This window comes from Streptomyces hawaiiensis (assembly GCF_004803895.1).
Lineage (GTDB): Bacteria > Actinomycetota > Actinomycetes > Streptomycetales > Streptomycetaceae > Streptomyces > Streptomyces hawaiiensis.
The window spans coordinates 7204255-7223293 of record NZ_CP021978.1 but is presented as its reverse complement, the minus strand read 5'-3'; the positions used below and the strand labels follow the sequence as shown (position 1 = coordinate 7223293).

Here is a 19039-nt window from a genome sequence, read left to right as displayed (position 1 = left end):
ACGTGGTCGGCGAGCCGTTGGGCCGGGCTGGATGCGAGCATGGGTCAAGGATGGCGCTGCCGTCTGGCAAGCTGGTGGGAAAGTTCAAAACTCTCGAATGGATGGAGCAGGGGGCGCCGTTCCATCGGGCAGCTCCCTCCATGATGGGAGGGCTGCCCATTTCGGCTACCGGGTCTCCGTCGAGACCGGGGCGAGGCGGAATAGGCACTGGACCGTGTTGAACTCGATCACCTCGGCGATGAAGCGGAACTTGTCGCCAACTGCAATGGTGGCAGGGACCTCCTTGCCGGTCAGGTGGAGGTTGCCGGTGTTGACGTCCTCGTACTTGAAGTTCGGGCCGTCCGTCGTCTGCGGCCCCTTGTCGCCCGGGCCTAGAAGGAAGTCGTAGCGGGTCCGGTCATCCGCGTGGGCCGCCATGTGCCTGATTGACCCGTCGAAGGCGACCCTCTGCCCCTCGTGCTTGGTTGCGAAATTCACGTTCGCTTCGCCACACGGATCCACCTTCAACAACGTCGCGAACTCGGGACTGTTCTGCGCCGTGATCACCTCAGCGGTGGTCGGCTCGTCTGCGGGCGGCGTAGCAGAAGGCTTCTCACTGGCGGCCGTCGAACTGGCCAACGCGCCCTTCTCCTCGTCGCCGTCGCCGAGCGCAACGCCCGTGCCGATGATGGCGGCCAAGACCAGGAGGGCGGCAGCCCCCGCCCCGATCAGACGCCAAGGCAGTGGCCTCTTCGGCCGACGGAAGTTGAGGGTGGTGCGAAGTCTGCCTGGGAGCTGTTCCACGAGCTCCCATCCGTCCTTCTGCATCTTCGAGATCACCAAACCGTCAGTGCCCCGAACCGTCTGCACCGCCTTGTACTCGTACCTGATCTCATCGGCCATGCGGCTCCCCGCCCCCCTGAAGCGAACTGGTCATACCAACTGGGCGCGAGCATAGATGACTCCGCGCAGAGCCCGACGTCACGAACTGTCGGCTCATCACCGGCATCCGCAGCACGCTGAACGCGTTTAACGGGAGACCGGAGTCGGCATGCACTACGACAGCGTCATGTGGAAGTAGTAGACCTTCGGGATGTCCATTTGGGCGAAAAATCCTGCCGCCGTCGCCCCGGTCCACCTGGGTCTGGGCGCCGGAGACGACCTAGAACCGGCGGTGCATTTCGACGAGTTCCTTCGGCGTGATGCCGAGTTCCTCGGGATGCGAGGCCGGGCTTCCTGAATGTAGAACTTGACGCGTCTGCCAGGATTGCGCCTCAGTTCGCAGCGTGCGGCAACGCTCCCGCGAAGACATTGCCCGGTGGAGGCGCAGCTCGACGAGGGCAAGACCTATGCCATGGGATCCACCACGAGCCGGCTCCACCGATGGGACTGCCGTTCGCTCATGAGCCTCGAGAAGCGCGTCGAGGCCATGGAGATGGGCATCGAGGCAGTCCGCCACGGGCACAGCCGCTCCTACCTGGCATGGCTCGGTCCTCCCTCCCTGTTCACCGCACAGGAGCTACGAGCGAAGGAGATCCGGAGGAAGCGCTGCGAGCTATGCGGACCTGACCCGCTGTAGGCCCACTGCCCCCTGTGTCTCTCAGTGCGTCCTGTTTCCGCAGGACAGCCCCGATTGTCAGACCCTCCCCGTAGCGTTGTGAGTCCTACTCGTGGCGGCTGCGGGGAGTACCAATGGACGACGACCTTCAGATCGACAGCGACGAAGACCTCTTCCGCAACCCCGTCTACTACGAACCGGCTGGCCGCAACCTCGACTTGGATCGCCCCGACCTCGGCGTCCCGCACGGCCAAGACCTCCTGAACGTGCTCCTGCGCATGCGAGGACGTGTCCCCGTCGAAAAGCGCGGGCTCATCTGCCCCGACTGCCGGGATCTCCGCGGCCGGCGCGTCCCCATGTACCTCGTCCAGCGTGACGGCGTTTGGCTTGCCTCCCACTACCGGAAGCCCGGGGAGAAGCCCATCAGCCACGAGTCCGACGAGCACCTCGCCCGCAAGGAACGCGTCGCGAAGGACTCCGAAGATCACGGCTTCCACGCCGACATCGAGTCGCAGACCGCCGACGGGCACGCGCGCCTCGATGTACGCATCAACGGCGCCAACGGCATCGTCCTGGGCTACGAGCCTCAGCTGAGCGCCCAGACAGCCCGCGGAATGCGTGCACGGGAGGGGTTCCGGCGCCGCGGCGGTATCCAATCGGTCTGGGACTTCGCCGACCACGACCACGCAGGCATCGGCACCGTCCCTTACGTCCGCACGCCCAACCTGCCGGCCTCCATCATCCGCGTGCAGAAGAACCCCATCGCGGTCCAGGACGGCAACTTCGTCCTGGAGGAGGGCCAGTGCAGCCAGAACGGCGCGCTCACACGGTGCCCGGAGAAGCCCTACGACCCGGAGAACCCCACCGACGCCGGGTATTGCGGGGGCTGGCACCGCGTCCTCATGCCCGCCCATCAGTCGAGCACCTTCACAGGGGAAGGCGGCCTGACCCTCACCCGGTTCATCGTGGAAGCTGCGGCCGGTGAGCGGATCCCGTTCCAGCGGGGCGGCCACCACGGTTGGCTCCCCGCACAGCAGTGGCAGCAGTACCTCGAGGCGAACGGGCCCGCCCTGGACGACAAGGAGCGCCAGCCATCCGTACGACAGGGGGACCGGCGCGACAGGTGCACCGAGGACCGTCCGGCTTCGGAGGTGCGGGCTGAACCGAAGCAGAGACGTGGCAGCCGCGCGATCGTCCTTGAGTCCCGCCCCCGGGAAACCGAGACCGCCAGGGTTCCGGTCGACGCGTCGGGGCAAGCAATCCCGCTCTGCCGCTTCGGCTGCGGTCAGCCCGCAAGCCTTCCAGGACCCGAAGGGCTGCCCGAGCACTTCTCGTGCCGCAGGAAGCATGAGGCGTGATCTGTCGGCCGCCGCTGACCGCCCCTCGCTTCGTCACCTGGTGCCAGAGCCCCCCTGACCGGTTCGGGGGGTGTCGTGTTTCCACCCGACATGTCAGTCCCGGTGCCACAGTGGGCGCAGCACACCCAGCACCCCTTTCCCTAGTACTACAGGGACACTTCGGTCTGCAACCTGCGGCGACGGACTGAATGAGCGTTCGCTCGCGAGCCGCTGACCTGCGAGTGGATGCCTGTCGTCCGCCAAGTATCCCTGTAGTAGCAAGGCCGTCGTCCCACAGCCAGCCGGGCACGAACTTATTGATTCAGCCAAGGTTGAATCGAAGCCTCAGCTGGGTGCTAACCAGTTCATAGCCAGCGAGGTCGGGGGCGCCGAATGGGTTGGGCAGGACGGTGATGTCGCGGCGGTCGCGGTCGAGAACATGAGAGACGTACACGATGAAGTACGTCTCGCCCGGGGCCAGCCGGGAAGCGCGTCGCACCTCCGACCCGCCCAGGATGATCTCTCCGCTGTCACCCATGGACGACTTGACCTCGTAGAGGTAGGTCGCGTCGCCGTCGTGGATGAGGAAGTCGTAGCCGAGCCGATCGTCCCCCGGCTGCGCACCGGCGAGTCCGTGCACGCGCAGGCTCGACTTCCACGAGTCCTGTGGTTCGACGCCGAACTGCTCGTGCAGCCACGCGGCCACCGCCGCCTCCCCGGCGACGCCCACCGGCACGGTGCGGTCCTGGTCGTTGCCTGCGGCCTGGTAGGAACCGCCCTGTGATCCGGCGGCGGGCTGTGACGGGGTGCGAGGCCGGGGAATGCGGGGCGCGAGTGCCGTCACGGACGTGGCCGGGGTGGCGCACTGTTCTGGTGTCAGGTCCGCGGCCACCTCACGGGCCAGTGCGGCCAGGTCGTCGGGGCCCGCCGGGACAAGCTTGCCGTTCAGGGCTACTTGGGGCCCCGGCAGGGGTGTTCCGGATCGGCTGGTGCCCGTGGCCGCGGCGCTGTTCCCGGCAGGCGCCGACGAGCGCGTCGGGGACAGCCCGAGTTGGGCGCGGCGGTCCGACAGGGGCATGTCCACCGGCCAGTGGCCGTGGTCGCTGAGCCAGGTGATCAACGTCTTCGTGGACAGGACCTGGAAGTCCAGCATCCCTTCGTCGTCCAGCGCTCGCAGCACCTCCTGCGCGGGTGGCAGCACCGCGGTACGGCTCGTCGGGTGCAGACGCTGCCATTCCTCAATCAGCTGCCGTAGACGCGGCAGGTGCTGGTGGACGGCGGTGGTGGATGCTTCGCGAACCTCGGTGAGCGGCGGCAGCGCGCGGGATGTCGGCGGCTGTGCGGGGAGCGATCGGGTCAGCCAGGCGTCCGCGTGAGCCCGGAGGAGCTGGTCGGTGAGGTCCCAGAGTGTCGTGTGCCAGGCCGGGTCCGGCGCGAGTGAGGGCAGGCCGCGCAGCCGCACGTAGGTGGCCAGGGACCGGCCGGAGCGGTGGACGTCGGCGTGGGCGTCCCTGATTCGCTCGGCGAGTGCGGGACGGTTCCGCTGGAGCCAGGTCGCGAACTGTCGTTCGTGCCGGTCGGTGTTGTCGATCTGCGGCAGGCCCAGTGCGTGCCAGGCGCGGTTGGCCTCGGCCAGGGGCACGGACAGGGCCCTCAGCTGCCGTTCCGGATCGTCGTCGTCGAGGAGCCGCATGAGGCGTTCCGCGTCCGGTGCGCCGGCCCGGGCGGTGAGCCAAGCCAGGAGGGCAGCCCGGTCGGGGAAGTCCTCGATACGTTGCTGAAGTTCCTCCGCGAGGTCGAGGTCGAGGCAAGCGAGGAGCGGCACGAGCCGCGCGCTGCCGGAGCGCTCCGAGGCCCGCTCGGCGAGGACCGCGCGCAACTGGTGCTGCCGCAGTTCCAGGACGTCCGCGAGATCTTCCTCGGAAACGTCGTCCGTCTTCAGGTCCCGCTCCTCCAGCCGGGTCAGTGCCTTCCACAGGATGTCCGCGAGGTAGGGCGCGCGGATGAGAGCGGCCAGGGCGGGTGCGGCGGTACGGAGCACTCGCCAGCCGGTGCGCGGCCCACTGCGCACGACGACGACACAGGGCCGGTCGGGGTGCGGGTGCAACAGGGCCCGGTCCGCGCCGTTCTCGGTGAGACGGTGTCCGGCGATCCAGACGACGGCCTCATCGGCCACGGTCACCTCGCAGCGGCGCAGCAGGCCGGTCGCCTCTGCCACGGCCACAGGCTCCGTCCGGGACGCGCGCTCCTCGTCGAATTCCAGCAGAGCGGCGACCAGGGTGAGCAGCCAGGGGCCCGCGTACCGGGTCAGCGGCAGGCGCATCGCCTCACGGACGGGCAGCCCGTCGGTCTGGATGTCGTGTGCGGCGTCGCCGCACCGCTGGACGTCGAACGTCGTCCCCTGGTCGAGGAAGGCGTGGACCCGGGCGCCCAGCGCCCTGTCCCTGATCGGGATCACGGGCACCGGGACGCGGTCCAGGAGGGCCCGGTTCTGGGCCCCGTCAGGGTCCGGGACGTAGACCGTCTCGTCCATCTCGGCCGGGTCCAGCAGTTCGATGGCACCGGCCCGGTGGATTAGCAGCCGGCGCGGTGGCGTGGCGGGCCCGTCGTCGGCGGTGCGTGTGCCGCCCTCGGCGGGCAGCAGCTGGGCCCACGCCTTCTCGTACTCCTGCCCGATCTCGTGCGCGTGCCTGCCTTCGCGCAGATGCGGGCCGGCCTGCACCAGGTCGGGCAGGTGGCCGAGCCGGTCGAGCGCGGTGCCAGGGTCGTCCCAGGAGCGGATGCCGAGCAGGCCGAGGCGTGCCACGAGCTTGGCGGACCGCCTGCTGCGCAAGGTCGCGGGCACCACGCCGAGGAACGGCGGCGGGGACTGCGTGCCCTGCCACCACCAGGCCCGCCCTGCGGTGGCGAACACGGTCCCCTCCGCGGGGGCGCCCGGGACGGCGGTCTGCGGGATCCACGGCGCGTGGGCGAGGAAGGCGGCCAGCGGAGTGGGCCACGGGGTCCCGGCGGAGTCGGTGTGGCGTACGAAGTGCATCTCCAGCGCGGAGTCGAGCCAGGAGAAAGCGAGGCCGTGCACGATGAGTTCCGCGTAGAGCCTTCGGTCCTCCTCGCCGAAGGCGGCGTAGTCGTCCTGTCCGGGCAGCACGGCCGCGGTACGGAAGCGTGAGTGGTATGCGACTTTGAGGTAGCCGACCCGCCGCCGGTTCGGCCAGCGCTCGGCGGTCGTCCGCCACTGGGGCAGCAGATCCTGCCTGCCCGGGGACCAGAAACGGGCGGGCCAGTTGAGGGCCTCGCCTCGCACTTCGGTGCGGAAGACCTCGTTCCGGGGACGGAGGCCGTGAGCGACGCCGTGCCGTTCGAGGAAGCGCCGCATGGCCTCGACGGGGAGCGTGTCCCCGCACAGCTCGTCGGGGCGCAGGAGAAGCCGCCGCTCGGTCTGGGTCAGCACGGACGACAGTCCCCGGACGTGCTCCAAAAACCGGGTCAGAGTGTCATCGACGGAGGAATGCTCACCGGGCCACCCCGGCCCGAACATGGCGCGGCTCGCCTCCGACCAGCCGCCCCGCGTCGGTACCCGGAGATCCTTCAGGCGCGGAGCTCTACGCCCCTCGGTCTCCTGTGCGTGGGACGCCGCACAGGCGTAGCGGAGGCAGGCCAGGCGCACGCCGTCGTCGTCTCCGCCCTCTCCGCCCGCGCTCAGGGCCGCGGCCACGACATCGAGCACCCGGTCGGCGCCGTAGTCGTGGACGAGGTCGGCGGTCCTGAGCCAGGTGCGGCCGTGCGCTCTGCGCTTGCGGCCCTTGCCGGTCCAGGCGATGCCCTCGTGCACGAAGTGCAGACGGCCGGACAGCCCGTCGGGCAGGGCCGGAAGGGAGCCGCCCCGCGGGGACTCCCGGTCGAAGAAGACGCCTTCCGCGCCAGCCGGTGCCAGCGCCGACCCGGACGTGAGGATGATCCGCTTGCCGGTCAGGTCCGAGCCGTTGGGGAACTCCTGCGAGAGGTCGTAGTAGAAGTCTGCCCACCATCCGGGGTCGAAGGGGGCGCGGGCGGCGGCCTCGGCGAGCCGCTCCGCCCAGGAGGCGAGGCGCTCCGGGGGCGGTTCGAGGCGCGTGCCCATACTCCTCGCCAGAGACACCAACCGCCGCAGCCGTACAAGGTGCAGCTCCGGGTCGAGAAGATCCGTGACCCCCGTGGCGGCGACCGCGTGCGAGGTGAAGGCCGTGGCGTGCTCCTTGCCCTCCCACAGCACTGCCCGGTGCAGGGAGGTGCGCGTGCCGGACGCCGTGGCGATCACCGGGATGAACGGCACCTGGGCGATGCCGTGACCGAGCCGCTGGAAGGCGGAGGTGAGCCGTGGAAGTGCCGTGGGCGACCGCCAGCACATCAGGTCGACCAGCGCTCCGGCAGGAACGGGTGCGCGTCCGTCTGCCGTGGCGAGCACCGCGCGGGCACACGTCTCGGCCACGGTGTCGAGCAGCAGGCCGTTCCACGGCACCGCCTCGTTGAACGAGCGCCGGTTCATCTCGGCGAAGAACGGGGCATGGACGAAGCCGCGCACGGGGGCCGCGATCTTCTCGCCCATCGGCAGGAAGGTGTACAGCCGCCCCTCCCGCAGGGGGTCGGCGACCGGTACGGCGACGCGTACCTCGGCCTTCTTCTCCCAGGCCATCCAGTCGCGCCGCATGCCGCTCTTCTCGATCGACGCGGTGAGCGCCTCCCGGGCGCGGTCCGGGTCGGCCTTCCCACAGACGACGATCAGTCGCATCCGCCGGCGCAAGGTGACCTGCTGCACCTTCAGGCCACGGGCGTGGTGCAGCACCTCCACCTGACGGTCGTACGTCCTGCCCCGGGATTTCCCTGCGGACCGCCACTCCAGCCGGACACGTTCCAGGCGGTCGAGGAACAGCTCGAACGGGGCGCTGTCGTCCATGAGTTCCCGCACCTGCGTCCCGGCGGCCGAGCGCGCGTCGGCGGACTTCAGTGGCAAACGGATGACGGTGACGAAGCCCCGGCGCGCGAAGTTGTGGACGGTCTTCGGTGCCTCCTCCAGGAAGACCGGCACCTTCAGCGTGAGCAGGTTTTCCTTCAAGTAGTCGGCGAAACCGGCGCGTTCGGGCGCCACCTCCCGGGCGAGCGCGTCGTAGTCGTCGAGCCGGGCGAACCGAAAGGTAAACCCGTCGGGGACACGGGATCCCTCCCCGGCCACGCTGTAGACCTCGGGGGCATCGCACAGGTGCAGCACACTCTTGAAGCCGACACCCTTGTGGCCGATCCCGGCGTCGGCACGCTTGCTGGACAGGGCGATGCTGCACAGGTCCTTGAAGTTCTTGCCGCCGAACGGCTTGCCGCGATTGGCCACATAGAGGGTGCCGTGCTCACCCTCGTCCTCGTCCAGCCGGATCTCGATACGTCCGTCGGCGGCACCGGCCGGGTGCGCGTCGTGCGCGTTCTGCAACAACTCGATGAGCACCCGGCCCTCATACTCGGGCGCGATGATCGTCTCGGCCACGGCCTTGGCTTCGCGGGCCGCGTCACGGCCGTCATCCCAGTCCCGCAGACAGCCGCGCACCTCGACCAGCGCCTTCTCGTGCACACGCCTGCGCACGGCGGCCGACCGGCGCTGCCGCACACGCTCCGCCGACGGTCGCCGGCCCCCCGCTGCCATACCGCTAATCCCCACCCCGTGCGCGTCCCGCCTCGCTCTGCCGGTGATCCTACTGAGCGGGAAGGAGCCCTGAAGGGCGTTTGACACGGGCGGCCCTGCGGCTCCGTGGCGTGCAGCACCTGCAAAGCGGCGCAACATAGCGCGGGATTGCCGGTTAGCCAAACCGGCAATCCCGCGGATCATTATTGGCCCACCGCCAACACCTGCTCGCATGTCGGAAGGAATCGCGAACATGACACCAGATCGACTCCGAGAGCCCATACCAGTCCCCCGGGCAGCCGGACCGCTCACGCCCAAGATCCTGGGACCCCTTCAGCTCTCTGCGGCACGCAACGACCCCATCACCGATCTGGGGTAGCCGACTCTCGGCGCACTCTCTCAGCTGGTCTGGGTGTAACGGCTACCGACCCTTGCCGCTGTGCCGTTTTTGCCAGCTGACTCCGCAGTGCAGGGACCCGGCCACCGACTACGCGCAACCGCTGCTCTGAGCAGTTCAAAACCTGCCGACCATACGTAAGCGATGCCGCCTGAGCAAGGACGAAACACTTCGAAATGCACCAAGAAAGCAAAGAGCCGTCAGGTCCCCGCTACAGTCCTATCCACATTCGGGCTACCTGGGACGGAACAGGGAGCGTGGAAGATGCATCAAGGGCACTGGGATTCTCACGAGCGAAAGGCTACGACCTTATTCGTCGCGGAGAGTTCCCCTGCCGCGTGCTGCGCATCGGCCGTACGACACGTGTCGTCACCGCGTCCCTGCTCCGCGTGCTCGAGAGCGGGGTGCCTGAGTACAACGGTACCCACACCGGCCGCGACACGTCGTAGCACGATTTGCACAGAAGCCCCGATGGAGTGCTTCCCGACACGGCTTCGTCGTATCGCGGGCTCCGAACGCTCGAGAGCGGTGAGTCGACAGTTGTACCCATCGGGGATGCCGCACCCCCTCGTGGCTCGCTCCCTGCAGAAGCCTCGTCGGGATGGATCCCCGACGGGGCTTCGCCGTATCACAGCCCCTATGACGAGGGCCAACGCCACGGCGGGTTGGCCCCGACGAAACTCTGTGTGGTGCGCGCGGTGTAGTCAGACTTCGCCGCCTTCGTCCCACCCACATTCAGTACAACGAACTCCCGCGTACATGTCGTCTCGGACGTGATCAACGGCGCTCCAGCCTTCCAACTTCGAACTTGGAGCTCCGCACCGGGGACAGCCAACGATGACGCCGAACCCATTTAAGTACCTGTACTCCAGTCCGGACTCCTCAACGGTTCGCTGCATCGTCTTCACGAGTTCTGCTTGGGAGTCCACACCTACGAGTTCCCGAGCAGCTCTATCGACATCACCGTCAACCATGGAAACCCACATGATCGGCTCAAGGAGCGGCGGAAGCGGGGTCTCGTCGAGGACAACCGGGATGACGCGGACAGAGTCATCCCTCAGTCGCCGTGTGAGGGCGGCCTCCCACTCTGTGTTCACCCAAGGGGACTTCGAAGAGTTGGCGGACCAGAAGACCATGACGGTGTCTACGAGCCCCAGCGCCTCGTTGATCTTGCCGGGGATCCGATCCCCAGGTCGGATTTTCAAGCACTCCGAGACCGACTCAACGATCTGTTCAACGAAGACGACCCGAGAAAGCGAGGCACCGCCCTGGAAGGTGTGCTCAACGACCTGTTCGCAACCGAAGGCATCTTGATCAGGGAATCCTTCACGCTGCGCAGCGAGGAGGGGCATCCCGTTGAACAGATCGACGGCGCCCTCGAAGTCGACGGATCCGCGTACCTCGTAGAGATCAAGTGGTGGGGTGAGCCTGTCGAGATCAACGCGATGAGCCGCCACCTGGTACGGGTGTACGGGCGCTCGGAAGTCCGCGCCCTATTCATTTCTGCATCTGGCTTCACCGGGCCGGCCATCGAAGAGAGCGAACGCGCACTGAACCAGCGAGTGATCGTCCTGGGCGAACTCCGGGAACTCGTTCTCCTGCTCGAACGGCAAGGTGATGTTGCGGCCTGGCTGCGCGAAAAGGTCCGCTTCGCGCAGCTCGAACGTCGTCCTCTCGCCCTGCTGGGCTCCGATTTCTGAGCACCCTACGCACCATCAGAACACTCAAGCGCACAGCGTCCAGCCAGGCATTCGTTCGCCCAATACCGATGGCAAGGCGCCCCCCCAATACCGTCGCTGCACACAGGGGATCCGCTGCGCATCTTCTGTCACGTCCGTGTCACGAGCCCCATGGACGCTGCGTGTCACAGACGCCCCTATAACGCGGGGGTGCGGGAAACCGGTCTGACCAGGTTGAAGACCTCGCGGGCGGCATACCGCTTGAGGCATCGGATGATCTCACGACGGGTCTTGCCCTCCTGGGTGCGGCGTTCGTAGTACGCCTGGGTGCGCGGGTCGTGGCGCAGCCGAGTGAACACGATGCGGTGCAGGGCGGCGTTTGCCTGGCGGTCGCCGCCGTAGTTGAGCCGTCGCGCGACTCGCCGCCCGGAGGAGTACTCGATGGGGTTTACTCCGCAAAGGGCTGCAAAGGACGCCTCGGTGTTCAGCCGCTCAGGGTTGTCTCCCATGGTGATCAGGAGAGTGACTGCGCTGTCCGGGCCGATGCCCACCGGTACGAGTAGCTGTGGGGCGTGGTGTTCGACGAGCCGGGTCAGGCGTTGGTTCAGCTCATTGATCTGCCCGGTGAGCTGTTCGATACGCTCCGCGAGCATTCTCAGGGTCATGTGGGTGGCCTGGGCCACCGCGTTCTCCCCGTCCTCGCCGTCGTCTGGCACGAGGCGTGCGCAGGTGCGGAACAGCTCGCGGTTGCCCAGGCTGGACAGTCGTTCCCGCAGTGCGGGATCGGCGATGACCAGGACGGCTTTGAGCTGGTTGATCGCCTGGGTACGGGCCTTGACCGCGGAGTCCTTGGCGAGCTTGAAGATCCGGGCGCTGTGCACCGGACCGTCGCCGGACTTGGCCCGGGCCCGGGCACGACCGCTGAGCACGGCTCGCGCGGCGGCCTGAGCGTCGAGCGGATCCGACTTCCCGAGTAGCCGGCGGGCCGAGCGGTCGGGCCGGTTCACTTCGAAGACCTGTATCTGCTGGGCCAGCAGGTAACGGGACAGGCCCGCACCGAAGGTGCCGGTGCCCTCCACACCGGCACGCCGCACCGTACCCAGCTTGCGGGCCCACGCGAGCAGCTGTCGGTAGCCGGCCGCCGTCGCGGGAAAGGACTCCGTTCCCAGAATCTTCCCGAGCGGGGAGATCACGGCGGCAACATGCGCCTCGCCGTGCGTGTCCACGCCCAGGACGACCTCGCGCCGAACGGGCGGATCCGTGCTCGATGAGGTGCTGCGCTGTCGGGTCGTCACGATGGTTCGCCTCCCACATGCTGACGTGCTGGCTAGGGTGAATGGCACCGGCCTGCTCGGGCGGTCTGAACCGTGATGGCGCCTGAAACTCGGCAAGGCCCCTATAGGGACACGCCCTGTGGCTCGGTGGCAGGCAGCGTCCCGCAACGGCAGTCGACAGGTCCGTGACTGGACACTTCGGTCATAGATCTCACGAGTCAGACCTCCGCCCGGGACGGCACTGCGCAACCGTGCCATCGATCCCGGCGCATCGGTACGTCCGACCACAACCGGATGGCTTTTCGCCCGAACCAATGCCCAACCTGGCCGGAGCAGGCTGATGATGAGTTGACTCCCGGCCCACTCGTGACCGGGCCGTGGCGGACAGCGGTCCGGCCCGCCTTACGGTCGCCCTTCATCGACCATCGCTCGGAGCATCGAACGAGTGTCACGGTCCGGCCTGCCTGCACTCCCACAGACCGCGCTGAAAGGAAGCCTCCGCTGGACCGGTGATGTGTTCGCTCACTGGTACGCGGGCCGCCTGGTGCCATCGGCATGGGTGCGGGCCCATCGAGGAGCTGACGGAGTCCGGCGAGGGTCGGCGCGACGGCGGTGGCGAGGAGCGCAGCGTCGTCGGCGAGGGGCGACAGCACGCAGTGCCCGCGTAGTGGGTCGCCGAGGAGCAGGGGTGCCGGTGGCGGGTCGAGGTCGGGGGTGACGAGGAGGAGTTGGCCCGTCGCTCGGTGGCAGCCCAGTACGGCGGGTCCGTCCCATGCCGGGGCTCGCGGGCCGTAGACGGTCTGCTGGTCAAGGATCGTACTGCCGGCGCGGAGCACGGTCAGTCGGGTGGACAGCTGGCCCGGGGGTTCGGCGGAGCGTCCGAGGAGCTGTTCTTTGCGCAGGAGCAGGTGGGACGTCCCGTGGAGGTCTACCCGGTAGGTCTGGTGCAGGCTGCTGCCGTGGGTGCTGATCAGCGGCTGTGGCAGCCAGTGCAGCGACGCGTTCTCGCCTACGGTCAGCCGTACATCGTAGGTGGCGGGTTCGTTTGTGGCGCCGCTCAGGGCGATGGTGGCGGCGGCCGCTGTCACCTCCAGTCGGGTGCTCGTTCCAGCGGTGACGTCGAGCGCCAGTTCGTCGCCGCCGAGGGGTGCGCTCATCGCGCCGAGTACGCAGACGCGCGCCCGGTCTCCTTGGGGTCGCAGCCGGCGCAGGTGGAAGGGGCCGTCGCTGTGCAGGAGGCGAACGGTGGTGGTACGGCCGTTGTGGGTGGCCCGGAGGCGTGCGGTGGCGCGGAGGCCGGGGCTTGTGCCTTCGGCAGGGCGAGTCACTGTGTCCGGCATGCGGGTTGTCGCCTGCCGCTGCGGGGGCGTTCCGCCGTTGCCGGCCGGTGATGGCGTCTGGATCCGTGCCTGGGCAGCGGCCTTCACCGGATGGCCCCGGTCCGCCAGGCGGCGAGGCACTCGGCGACCCAGTCCGCGACGGGCCTGATGCCGTCGTCCGAGGTGAGGCTGGTGAAGGCGAACGGCAGGTCCTTGCGCTGCCTGCGGGTGTCGGCCCTCATCGTGTCCAGGTCGGCCCCGACGTACGGCGCGAGGTCGGTCTTGTTGCCACGAGGAGGTCGGCGGTGGTGATGCCGGGGCCGCCCTTGCGGGGGATGTCGTCGCCGCTGGCGACGTCGATGACGAAGACCTGGGCGTCGGCCAGTCCGCGGGAGAAGGTCGCGGTGAGGTTGTCCCCTCCGGACTCGATGAGGATCAGGTCGAGCGGGCCCAGCGTCTGTTCGAGTTGCTCGACGGCTTCGAGGTTGGCGGAGATCGTCGCGGATGGCGGTGTGCGGGCAGGCCCCGGTCTCGACGGCGGCGATCCGCTCGGATGGCAGCACGGCTTCGCGGCGCAGGAAGGCGGCGTCCTCCTGGGTGTAGATGTCGTTGGTGACCACGGCGAGGGACAGCCGGTCGCGCAGGGCGCGGCACAGCGCGGCGATGGTGGCGGTCTTGCCCGAGCCGACCGGTCCGCCGAAGCCGATGCGCAGGGCACGGGGGCTGCCGTCCGGTCGGTGGGGATCGGCACTGTGGGTGTGGCGCTGCGGCAGGGTCACCGGGTGGTCCAGGTGCACGGGGACTCCAGGTCTGTGCCGAAGGATTCAGGATGCGAAGAGGCGTACGGTCTGCGCGGCGTGCTGCTCGGCGGTGATGTCCAGCAGGGGCGCGGACACAGCGGGCAGGATGGCGACGCCGTCCGAGGCGACGCGCCCGGCCGCCTCCGCCGCGGTGACGGCGTCGCACTCGACCGCCAGGCGGGCCAGGACCGCCGCGGCGTCGAAGGGGTCGAGGCTCCGCAGCCGTACGGCGGCGGTCGCCGGGCCCCCGACGCTGTCGAACGCGGCGGCGTGGGCGGCGTCCGGCGGGGACAGCCCGGCGGCCCGCGCCACGACACCGAGGACGACCGGCTGATGCACGCCCCCGGGTCGGTGGTGAGCGAGGTGGTCGAGGTCGGCACAGGGCCACGTGGCGCGGGCGGCGCGCAGCAGTTGCCGGCCCAGTCGGCGGGCGACGTGGCGCAGCGCGGGTGCCGGCGTGCGGGCGTCGGCTGCGTCGTCCAGGGCCAGGGGGTCGTGTCCGGTGGCCGCCGCGGCGGCCAGGCCGGCCGCGGTCAGTCCGGTGGTGTGCAGGCGTCCGCGGCAGAACGCTTCCAGGCTCGCGGTGTCGTGGACGGCTCCGGAGGCGGCAGCGGCCTCCATGCCGCCGGAGTGGGCGTGCCCTCCGGCGGGGAAGCGGCCGTCGGCCGGGACGAGCAGGGCGGTACGGCTCATGGGGTGACAGGGTCGCCTCTCGTGAGAAGGCGGGTGGATGCCGGCCTCCGAGTCTGGGGCCGGCCCACGGTCGAGGAGAGAGGTCCGAAGTGGGCCGGTAGAGGGTCAGAAGAGGAAGTACCGCTGGGCCATCGGCAATTCTGTGGCGTAGTTGCGGCCGATCTCGTGTCCGTCCACGCTGGTGCGCAGGTCGGACGTCGTGGCGCCGCCGATGGTGACCAGGAAGGTCTCCGGGTCGACGACGATATCCGGCACACCGTCGTTGTGGATCATGTCGGCTTTGGTGACGTCGCGGGTGGAGCGGATCGCCTGCAGCGGCTTGAGGAGTCCGAGCTGCGGCAGGCGCCCGTCGAGGGCGGCTTCCGAGACGAAGTTGAAAGAGTTCGCCGCGGGTGAGCGGCCCTGGAATCCCCAGACCGGGCGGGGCAGGTAGGGCTGTGGGGTGGGGATGGAGGCGTTGGCGTCGCCGATCTGGGCGTAGGCGATCTGGCCGCCCTTGATGACCATGTGCGGTTTGACGCCGAAGAACTTCGGTTCCCACAGGACCAGGTCGGCGAGTTTGCCGGTCTCCACGGAGCCGACCTCGTGGTCGATGCCGTGGGTGATCGCGGGGTTGATGGTGTACTTGGCGACGTAGCGCCGGGCCCGGAAGTTGTCCGCGTGCGCGTCGTCCTCACGCAAATGCCCGTAGCGGGACTTCATGACGTGTGCGGTCTGCCAGGTCCGCATGATCATCTCGCCGATGCGTCCCATGGCCTGGGCGTCGGAGGACATCATCGAGATGGTGCCCATGTCGTGCAGCAGGTTCTCGGCGGCCATGGTGGGGGGGCCGGATCCGGGAGTCGGCGAACGCCATGTCCGCCGGGATCTCCGGGTTGAGGTGGTGGCACACGACCATCATGTCGACGTGCTCCTTGACGGTGTTCACCGTCAGGGGCCGGGTCGGGTTGGTCGAGGCAGGCAGCACGTTCGGCTTGCTCACGAGGCTGATCATGTCCGGGGCGTGGCCGCCGCCGGCGCCTTCGATGTGGAAGATGGGCAGGCTGCGGTACCTGGCTTCCCTAGCTTTGCCGCGATGCATGGTCGCGGCGAAGGCGTTGTGCACGAACCCCGACTCGTTCAGCGAGTCGGCGTGCAGCGCCACCTGGACACCGGTCTGCTCGCACACGTTCAGCGCCGCGTCGATCACTGCCGGCGTAGCGCCCCAGTCTTCGTGGATCTTGAAGCCGAGAGCGCCCGCCGTGACTTGGTCGAGCAGTGCCTTCTCGGAGACGGTGCTGCCCTTGGCGAGCAGGCCGACGTTCACCGGAAAGGCGTCCAGCGCCTCGAACATCCGCTGGATGTGCCACTCCCCCGGTGTCACGGTAGTGGCAGTACTTCCCTCGGCGGGGCCCGTGCCGCCTCCGATCAGCGTGGTCACGCCCGAGGCGAGCGCCTCGTGGATCTGGTTCGGGCACAGGAAGTGCACATGCGTGTCAACGCCGCCCGCGGTCAGGATCCGCCCCTTCCCCCGAAATCACCTCCGTCTCTGGACCCACGACGAAGTGCGAGGCACGCGGATCGCCGAGGGGCCGCTCGGACATGGTCTCGGGGTTGTACGCCTTCCCGATCGCCTCGATCCGGCCGTCGCGCAGCCGGACAGGGACGCCGGACCACGACCGGCGACATCCCCGTCCAGCCTCGTCAAGAGCGGCCGCGGGGCGAGGAGGCCGGACCTTTGCAGGCCCTGCTGAACAGGGCCGCGGCCACCCGGATCGAGGTTGGACGCAGGCCGTTGTCCGTCTATGACGAGCTGACTGGCACCCTTCCCTTCACCACCCATCGAGCGACGAAGGAATCGTCTTGAGCGAGCTCGCCGGCAACCGCATCCGCACGACGGCCGGCAAGCTCGGCCTGCCCCACCTCGCGGAAACCATCAACGAGTTCACCCGCCGGGCGGACGAGGCGAAGATGGGCTACCTCGACTTCCTCGACCTGGTCCTCTCCGAGGAACTGGCCGTCCGCGACGACCGCCGCTTCCGCCAGGGCCTGCGGCTCTCCCGGCTGCCGCACCACAAGACGCTCGATGAGTACGACTTCTCCTTCCAGCCCGAGCTCGATCCGCGCAAGGTAAAGGACCTCGCTACCCTCTCGTCCGTTGAGGTCAGGGCGAACGCGGCTCTCCTGGTCCGCCGAGGGTGGACAAGACGCATATCGCCGTCGCTCTCGCCGTTGCGGCTTGCCAGGCCGGCTACTCGGTCTACTTCACCAGCCTCGACGACATGGTCCGCAACTTCAAAGCCGCCGATGCCGCCGGGCGCCTGGCCAACAAACTCGGCACCGATCTGCGGCCCGGCGTCCTCGTGGTCGACGAGGTGGGCTACGAGATCTCGAACGCGGAGAAGCGAACCTGGTCTTCCAGGTCATCCCAAAGCGGTATGAAAAGGGCTCAATCATCCTGACCTCGAACAAGACCTTCAGCGAATGGGGACAGGTGTTCGGCGACGAAGTCCTCGCCACCGCCATCCTCGACCGCCTCCTCCACCACTGCGACGTGATCTCCATCAACGGACCGAGCTACCGGCTCAAGAACCGGCTCAAGGCCATCGAGCGGGAGACAGACGTGGCCTGACAAGCCCGTTCCCAAAACCGGCCTGGTTAGCAGCTCTTAAGGTGTGCATCGGGAAAGTCTGTCGATCGACTCGGAGGTGCCATGCCCCTGCGGATGAAGTTGAGTGCGATAACACTCGATTGCCCTGATCCACTGGCTCTGGCGGCGTTCTATTGATCAAAAACTCATTGGGTTCTCGTCCAGGACGTAGCGGACGTGCGGGCCGCCGAAGTAGCCGCGGACGATGTGCGGCTGGCGCTGGCGTCGGCGGAAGAAGCGGCGGGTCTCCGCGGCGAGTTCGGCCTGGTCTCGGGCTCGGTGCTGCTTGGGCAGGCTGTGTTTGAGGTCGGCGTTGACCAGCTCGTCGGGGTTCAGCTCGGGCGAGTACGGGGGCAGGAAGTGCAGCTCGACGGCCTCGGGGTGGGCGGCGAGCCAGTCCCGGACCATCTTCGAGCGGTGCGCGGAGTGCCCGTCGACCACGAGGTGGACCTTGTGGTCGAAGTGGCCGGCCAGCCGGTCCAGGAAGCGGCACATCACCTCGGCTGTGAAGGACTCGGTGAAGACCATGAAGTGCATCCGGCCCTTGGTACTGATCGCCGACATCGCGTTCACGGAGAACCGATTCCCGCTCCGCCGCACGATGGGCGTCTTCCCTTTCTCGCCCCAGGTGCGGCCGGTGACCTGGTCGGATCGGATGCCGATCTGGTCGGCGAAGAGGATCTGACCGTCTTCGGCCTTCGCCTTCGCGCGGATCTTCGGCCAGGTCTCCTGGTGCCAGCGGCACACGGCCTCGGGGTCCTGCTCGACGGCCCGTTTGTCCGGACGCTGGAAGGACAGCCCCCACCGCTTCAGGTACTTGCCCACCCCCGGTTCGGTCAGCCGCACCCGGTACAGCTTCGCGATCAGGTCACCGATCAGCCGCCGCGTCCACAACTGCCCGCTCAGGCCCACGTCACAGGGCCGGTGATCGAGGACCGCCTGCCGCACGGCGCCCTGCTCGGCCTCACCGAGCACCTGGTGCACCCCCACCGGCTTACCGCGCGGGCGCATGACCAGCGCCTCCCGGCCACCGGCCTGCCATTTCGCCCACCACTTGTCGACGGCCTTCAGCGACACGCCGAAGACTGCCGCCACGTCTTCACGGTCCCGGCCCGCCACCAACGCCGCCACCGCCCGCAGCCGCAGGGCCTCCTGCGCCGACGGCGACAGATGCCGCGCGTCCCCCACCAGATCGCTCACACACCACCAACGACCCAGAACCCGAACCGTTTCGGATCAATACCAGCAGGCCACCGGCCTTGAACCCCACCCGAAGTCGGACGCCGACTTTGCCGGTCTCAACCGCGAGGACGGACTCCTCATCGGCTTTCAACGGGTCGACGACTACCGAGCGCCGAGCTGGCCGGATCAGGCCGTTCCCCAGCAGCTTCACCTCTGCTTCGACGTCGTGGATCTCGACGAGGCGGAAGCCCGGTTGCTGGAGTTGGGTGCAGGCAAGTCGGATCACCAGCCGCATGAGGACAAGTGGGGAGTCCTAACCGATCCGGCTGGGCATCCTTTCTGCATTGTCAGGGGCTGACCGGGCGGGACAACCAGGATCCCCAGCCGTGCTCCTGCCCGCGACATAGCTGGGGACGTTCCTCCGTACGTGGCTGGGGAGCTTTGGTCGTACGCCGACAGCACCCTCAACAACGCCCTCGCCGACGCCCAACCCGTACTCCACGAAGCCGAAATCGCCCTGCCGCCCGCCCGACCCGCTTCACCAC

12 protein-coding genes and 3 pseudogenes are annotated in these 19039 nt (G+C 68.4%); 6 read left to right on the top strand and 9 right to left on the bottom strand.

The genetic code is table 11. The features are described from left to right. Positions 1–165: 165 nt before the first annotated feature. Positions 166–882 carry a DUF4839 domain-containing protein gene (locus CEB94_RS33090; protein ID WP_175435645.1) on the bottom strand — a complete coding sequence of 239 codons (717 nt, stop codon included), beginning with the start codon at positions 880–882 and terminating at the stop codon, positions 166–168. Positions 883–1381: 499 nt separating this feature from the next. Between CEB94_RS33090 and CEB94_RS33085 the strand changes: the two genes are divergently transcribed. Both CEB94_RS33085 and CEB94_RS33080 read left to right on the top strand, forming a co-directional pair. Next, entirely contained in the window at positions 1382–1558 is a 177-nt protein-coding gene (locus tag CEB94_RS33085; RefSeq protein WP_175435644.1) for a hypothetical protein, read from the top strand. Positions 1559–1671: 113 nt separating this feature from the next. Continuing rightward, the gene (locus CEB94_RS33080; protein WP_175435643.1) at positions 1672–2895 is read left to right on the top strand and encodes a hypothetical protein; all 1224 of its coding nucleotides are present in this window, start codon (positions 1672–1674) and stop codon (positions 2893–2895) included. A gap of 301 nt (positions 2896–3196) precedes the next feature. Here CEB94_RS33080 and CEB94_RS33075 read toward each other — a convergent pair whose 3' ends face one another. Next, a complete protein-coding gene (locus CEB94_RS33075; protein ID WP_175435642.1) occupies positions 3197–8542 on the bottom strand; it encodes a sacsin N-terminal ATP-binding-like domain-containing protein in 5346 nt (1781 codons plus the stop codon). Between the two features lie 552 nt (positions 8543–9094). On the opposite strand from CEB94_RS33075, the gene CEB94_RS33070 reads away from it, so the two are divergent. Further along, positions 9095–9367, top strand: a complete 273-nt coding sequence (locus CEB94_RS33070; protein WP_102930544.1) for a helix-turn-helix domain-containing protein — start codon at positions 9095–9097, stop codon at positions 9365–9367. Between the two features lie 255 nt (positions 9368–9622). On the opposite strand, the gene CEB94_RS33065 is transcribed toward CEB94_RS33070, so the two are convergent. Further along, positions 9623–10123: a toll/interleukin-1 receptor domain-containing protein gene (locus CEB94_RS33065; protein WP_175435641.1), complete on the bottom strand. Its 501-nt coding sequence runs from the start codon at positions 10121–10123 to the stop codon at positions 9623–9625. A gap of 72 nt (positions 10124–10195) precedes the next feature. Between CEB94_RS33065 and CEB94_RS33060 the strand changes: the two genes are divergently transcribed. Then, complete coding sequence (locus CEB94_RS33060) at positions 10196–10618, top strand: restriction endonuclease (RefSeq protein WP_175435640.1); 423 nt, start codon at positions 10196–10198, stop codon at positions 10616–10618. 176 nt (positions 10619–10794) lie between these two features. Here CEB94_RS33060 and CEB94_RS33055 read toward each other — a convergent pair whose 3' ends face one another. The 5 genes and pseudogenes from CEB94_RS33055 to ureC form a co-directional block, all read right to left on the bottom strand. Then, positions 10795–11895 carry an IS110 family RNA-guided transposase gene (locus tag CEB94_RS33055; RefSeq protein ID WP_425472558.1) on the bottom strand — a complete coding sequence of 367 codons (1101 nt, stop codon included), beginning with the start codon at positions 11893–11895 and terminating at the stop codon, positions 10795–10797. Between the two features lie 194 nt (positions 11896–12089). After that, positions 12090–13028, bottom strand: coding sequence for an urease accessory protein UreD (locus tag CEB94_RS33050; RefSeq protein ID WP_246111991.1), 939 nt, complete (start codon positions 13026–13028; stop codon positions 12090–12092). A 266-nt stretch (positions 13029–13294) separates the two neighbouring features. Beyond that, positions 13295–13987 (bottom strand): annotated as a pseudogene (gene ureG / locus CEB94_RS33045) (urease accessory protein UreG). Positions 13988–14014: 27 nt separating this feature from the next. Further along, entirely contained in the window at positions 14015–14683 is a 669-nt protein-coding gene (locus CEB94_RS33040) for an urease accessory protein UreF (RefSeq protein ID WP_175435638.1), read from the bottom strand. A gap of 105 nt (positions 14684–14788) precedes the next feature. After that, positions 14789–16323, bottom strand: a pseudogene (gene ureC, locus CEB94_RS33035) (urease subunit alpha); the annotation flags it as partial. A gap of 202 nt (positions 16324–16525) precedes the next feature. On the opposite strand from ureC, the pseudogene istB reads away from it, so the two are divergent. Further along, a pseudogene (gene istB / locus CEB94_RS41975) lies at positions 16526–17294 on the top strand (IS21-like element helper ATPase IstB). Positions 17295–17450: 156 nt separating this feature from the next. Here the strand turns inward: istB and CEB94_RS33025 are convergent. Further along, on the bottom strand, positions 17451–18443 hold the full coding sequence (locus CEB94_RS33025; RefSeq protein WP_425472510.1) for an IS630 family transposase: 993 nt from the start codon (positions 18441–18443) through the stop codon (positions 17451–17453). Between CEB94_RS33025 and CEB94_RS42325 the strand changes: the two genes are divergently transcribed. Further along, entirely contained in the window at positions 18367–18852 is a 486-nt protein-coding gene (locus tag CEB94_RS42325) for a VOC family protein (protein ID WP_175435637.1), read from the top strand. The genes CEB94_RS33025 and CEB94_RS42325 overlap by 77 nt on opposite strands. Positions 18853–19039: the final 187 nt, after the last annotated feature.

Coding starts and splice junctions, on each gene's coding strand:
- CEB94_RS33040 (WP_175435638.1), bottom strand. CDS start 14,683: ATGAGCCGTACCGCCCTGCTCGTCCCGGCCGACGGCCGCTTCCCCGCC.
- CEB94_RS33090 (WP_175435645.1), bottom strand. CDS start 882: ATGGCCGATGAGATCAGGTACGAGTACAAGGCGGTGCAGACGGTTCGG.
- CEB94_RS33050 (WP_246111991.1), bottom strand. CDS start 13,028: ATGAGCGCACCCCTCGGCGGCGACGAACTGGCGCTCGACGTCACCGCT.
- CEB94_RS33070 (WP_102930544.1), top strand. CDS start 9,095: ATGCACCAAGAAAGCAAAGAGCCGTCAGGTCCCCGCTACAGTCCTATC.
- CEB94_RS33075 (WP_175435642.1), bottom strand. CDS start 8,542: ATGGCAGCGGGGGGCCGGCGACCGTCGGCGGAGCGTGTGCGGCAGCGC.
- CEB94_RS33080 (WP_175435643.1), top strand. CDS start 1,672: ATGGACGACGACCTTCAGATCGACAGCGACGAAGACCTCTTCCGCAAC.
- CEB94_RS33085 (WP_175435644.1), top strand. CDS start 1,382: ATGAGCCTCGAGAAGCGCGTCGAGGCCATGGAGATGGGCATCGAGGCA.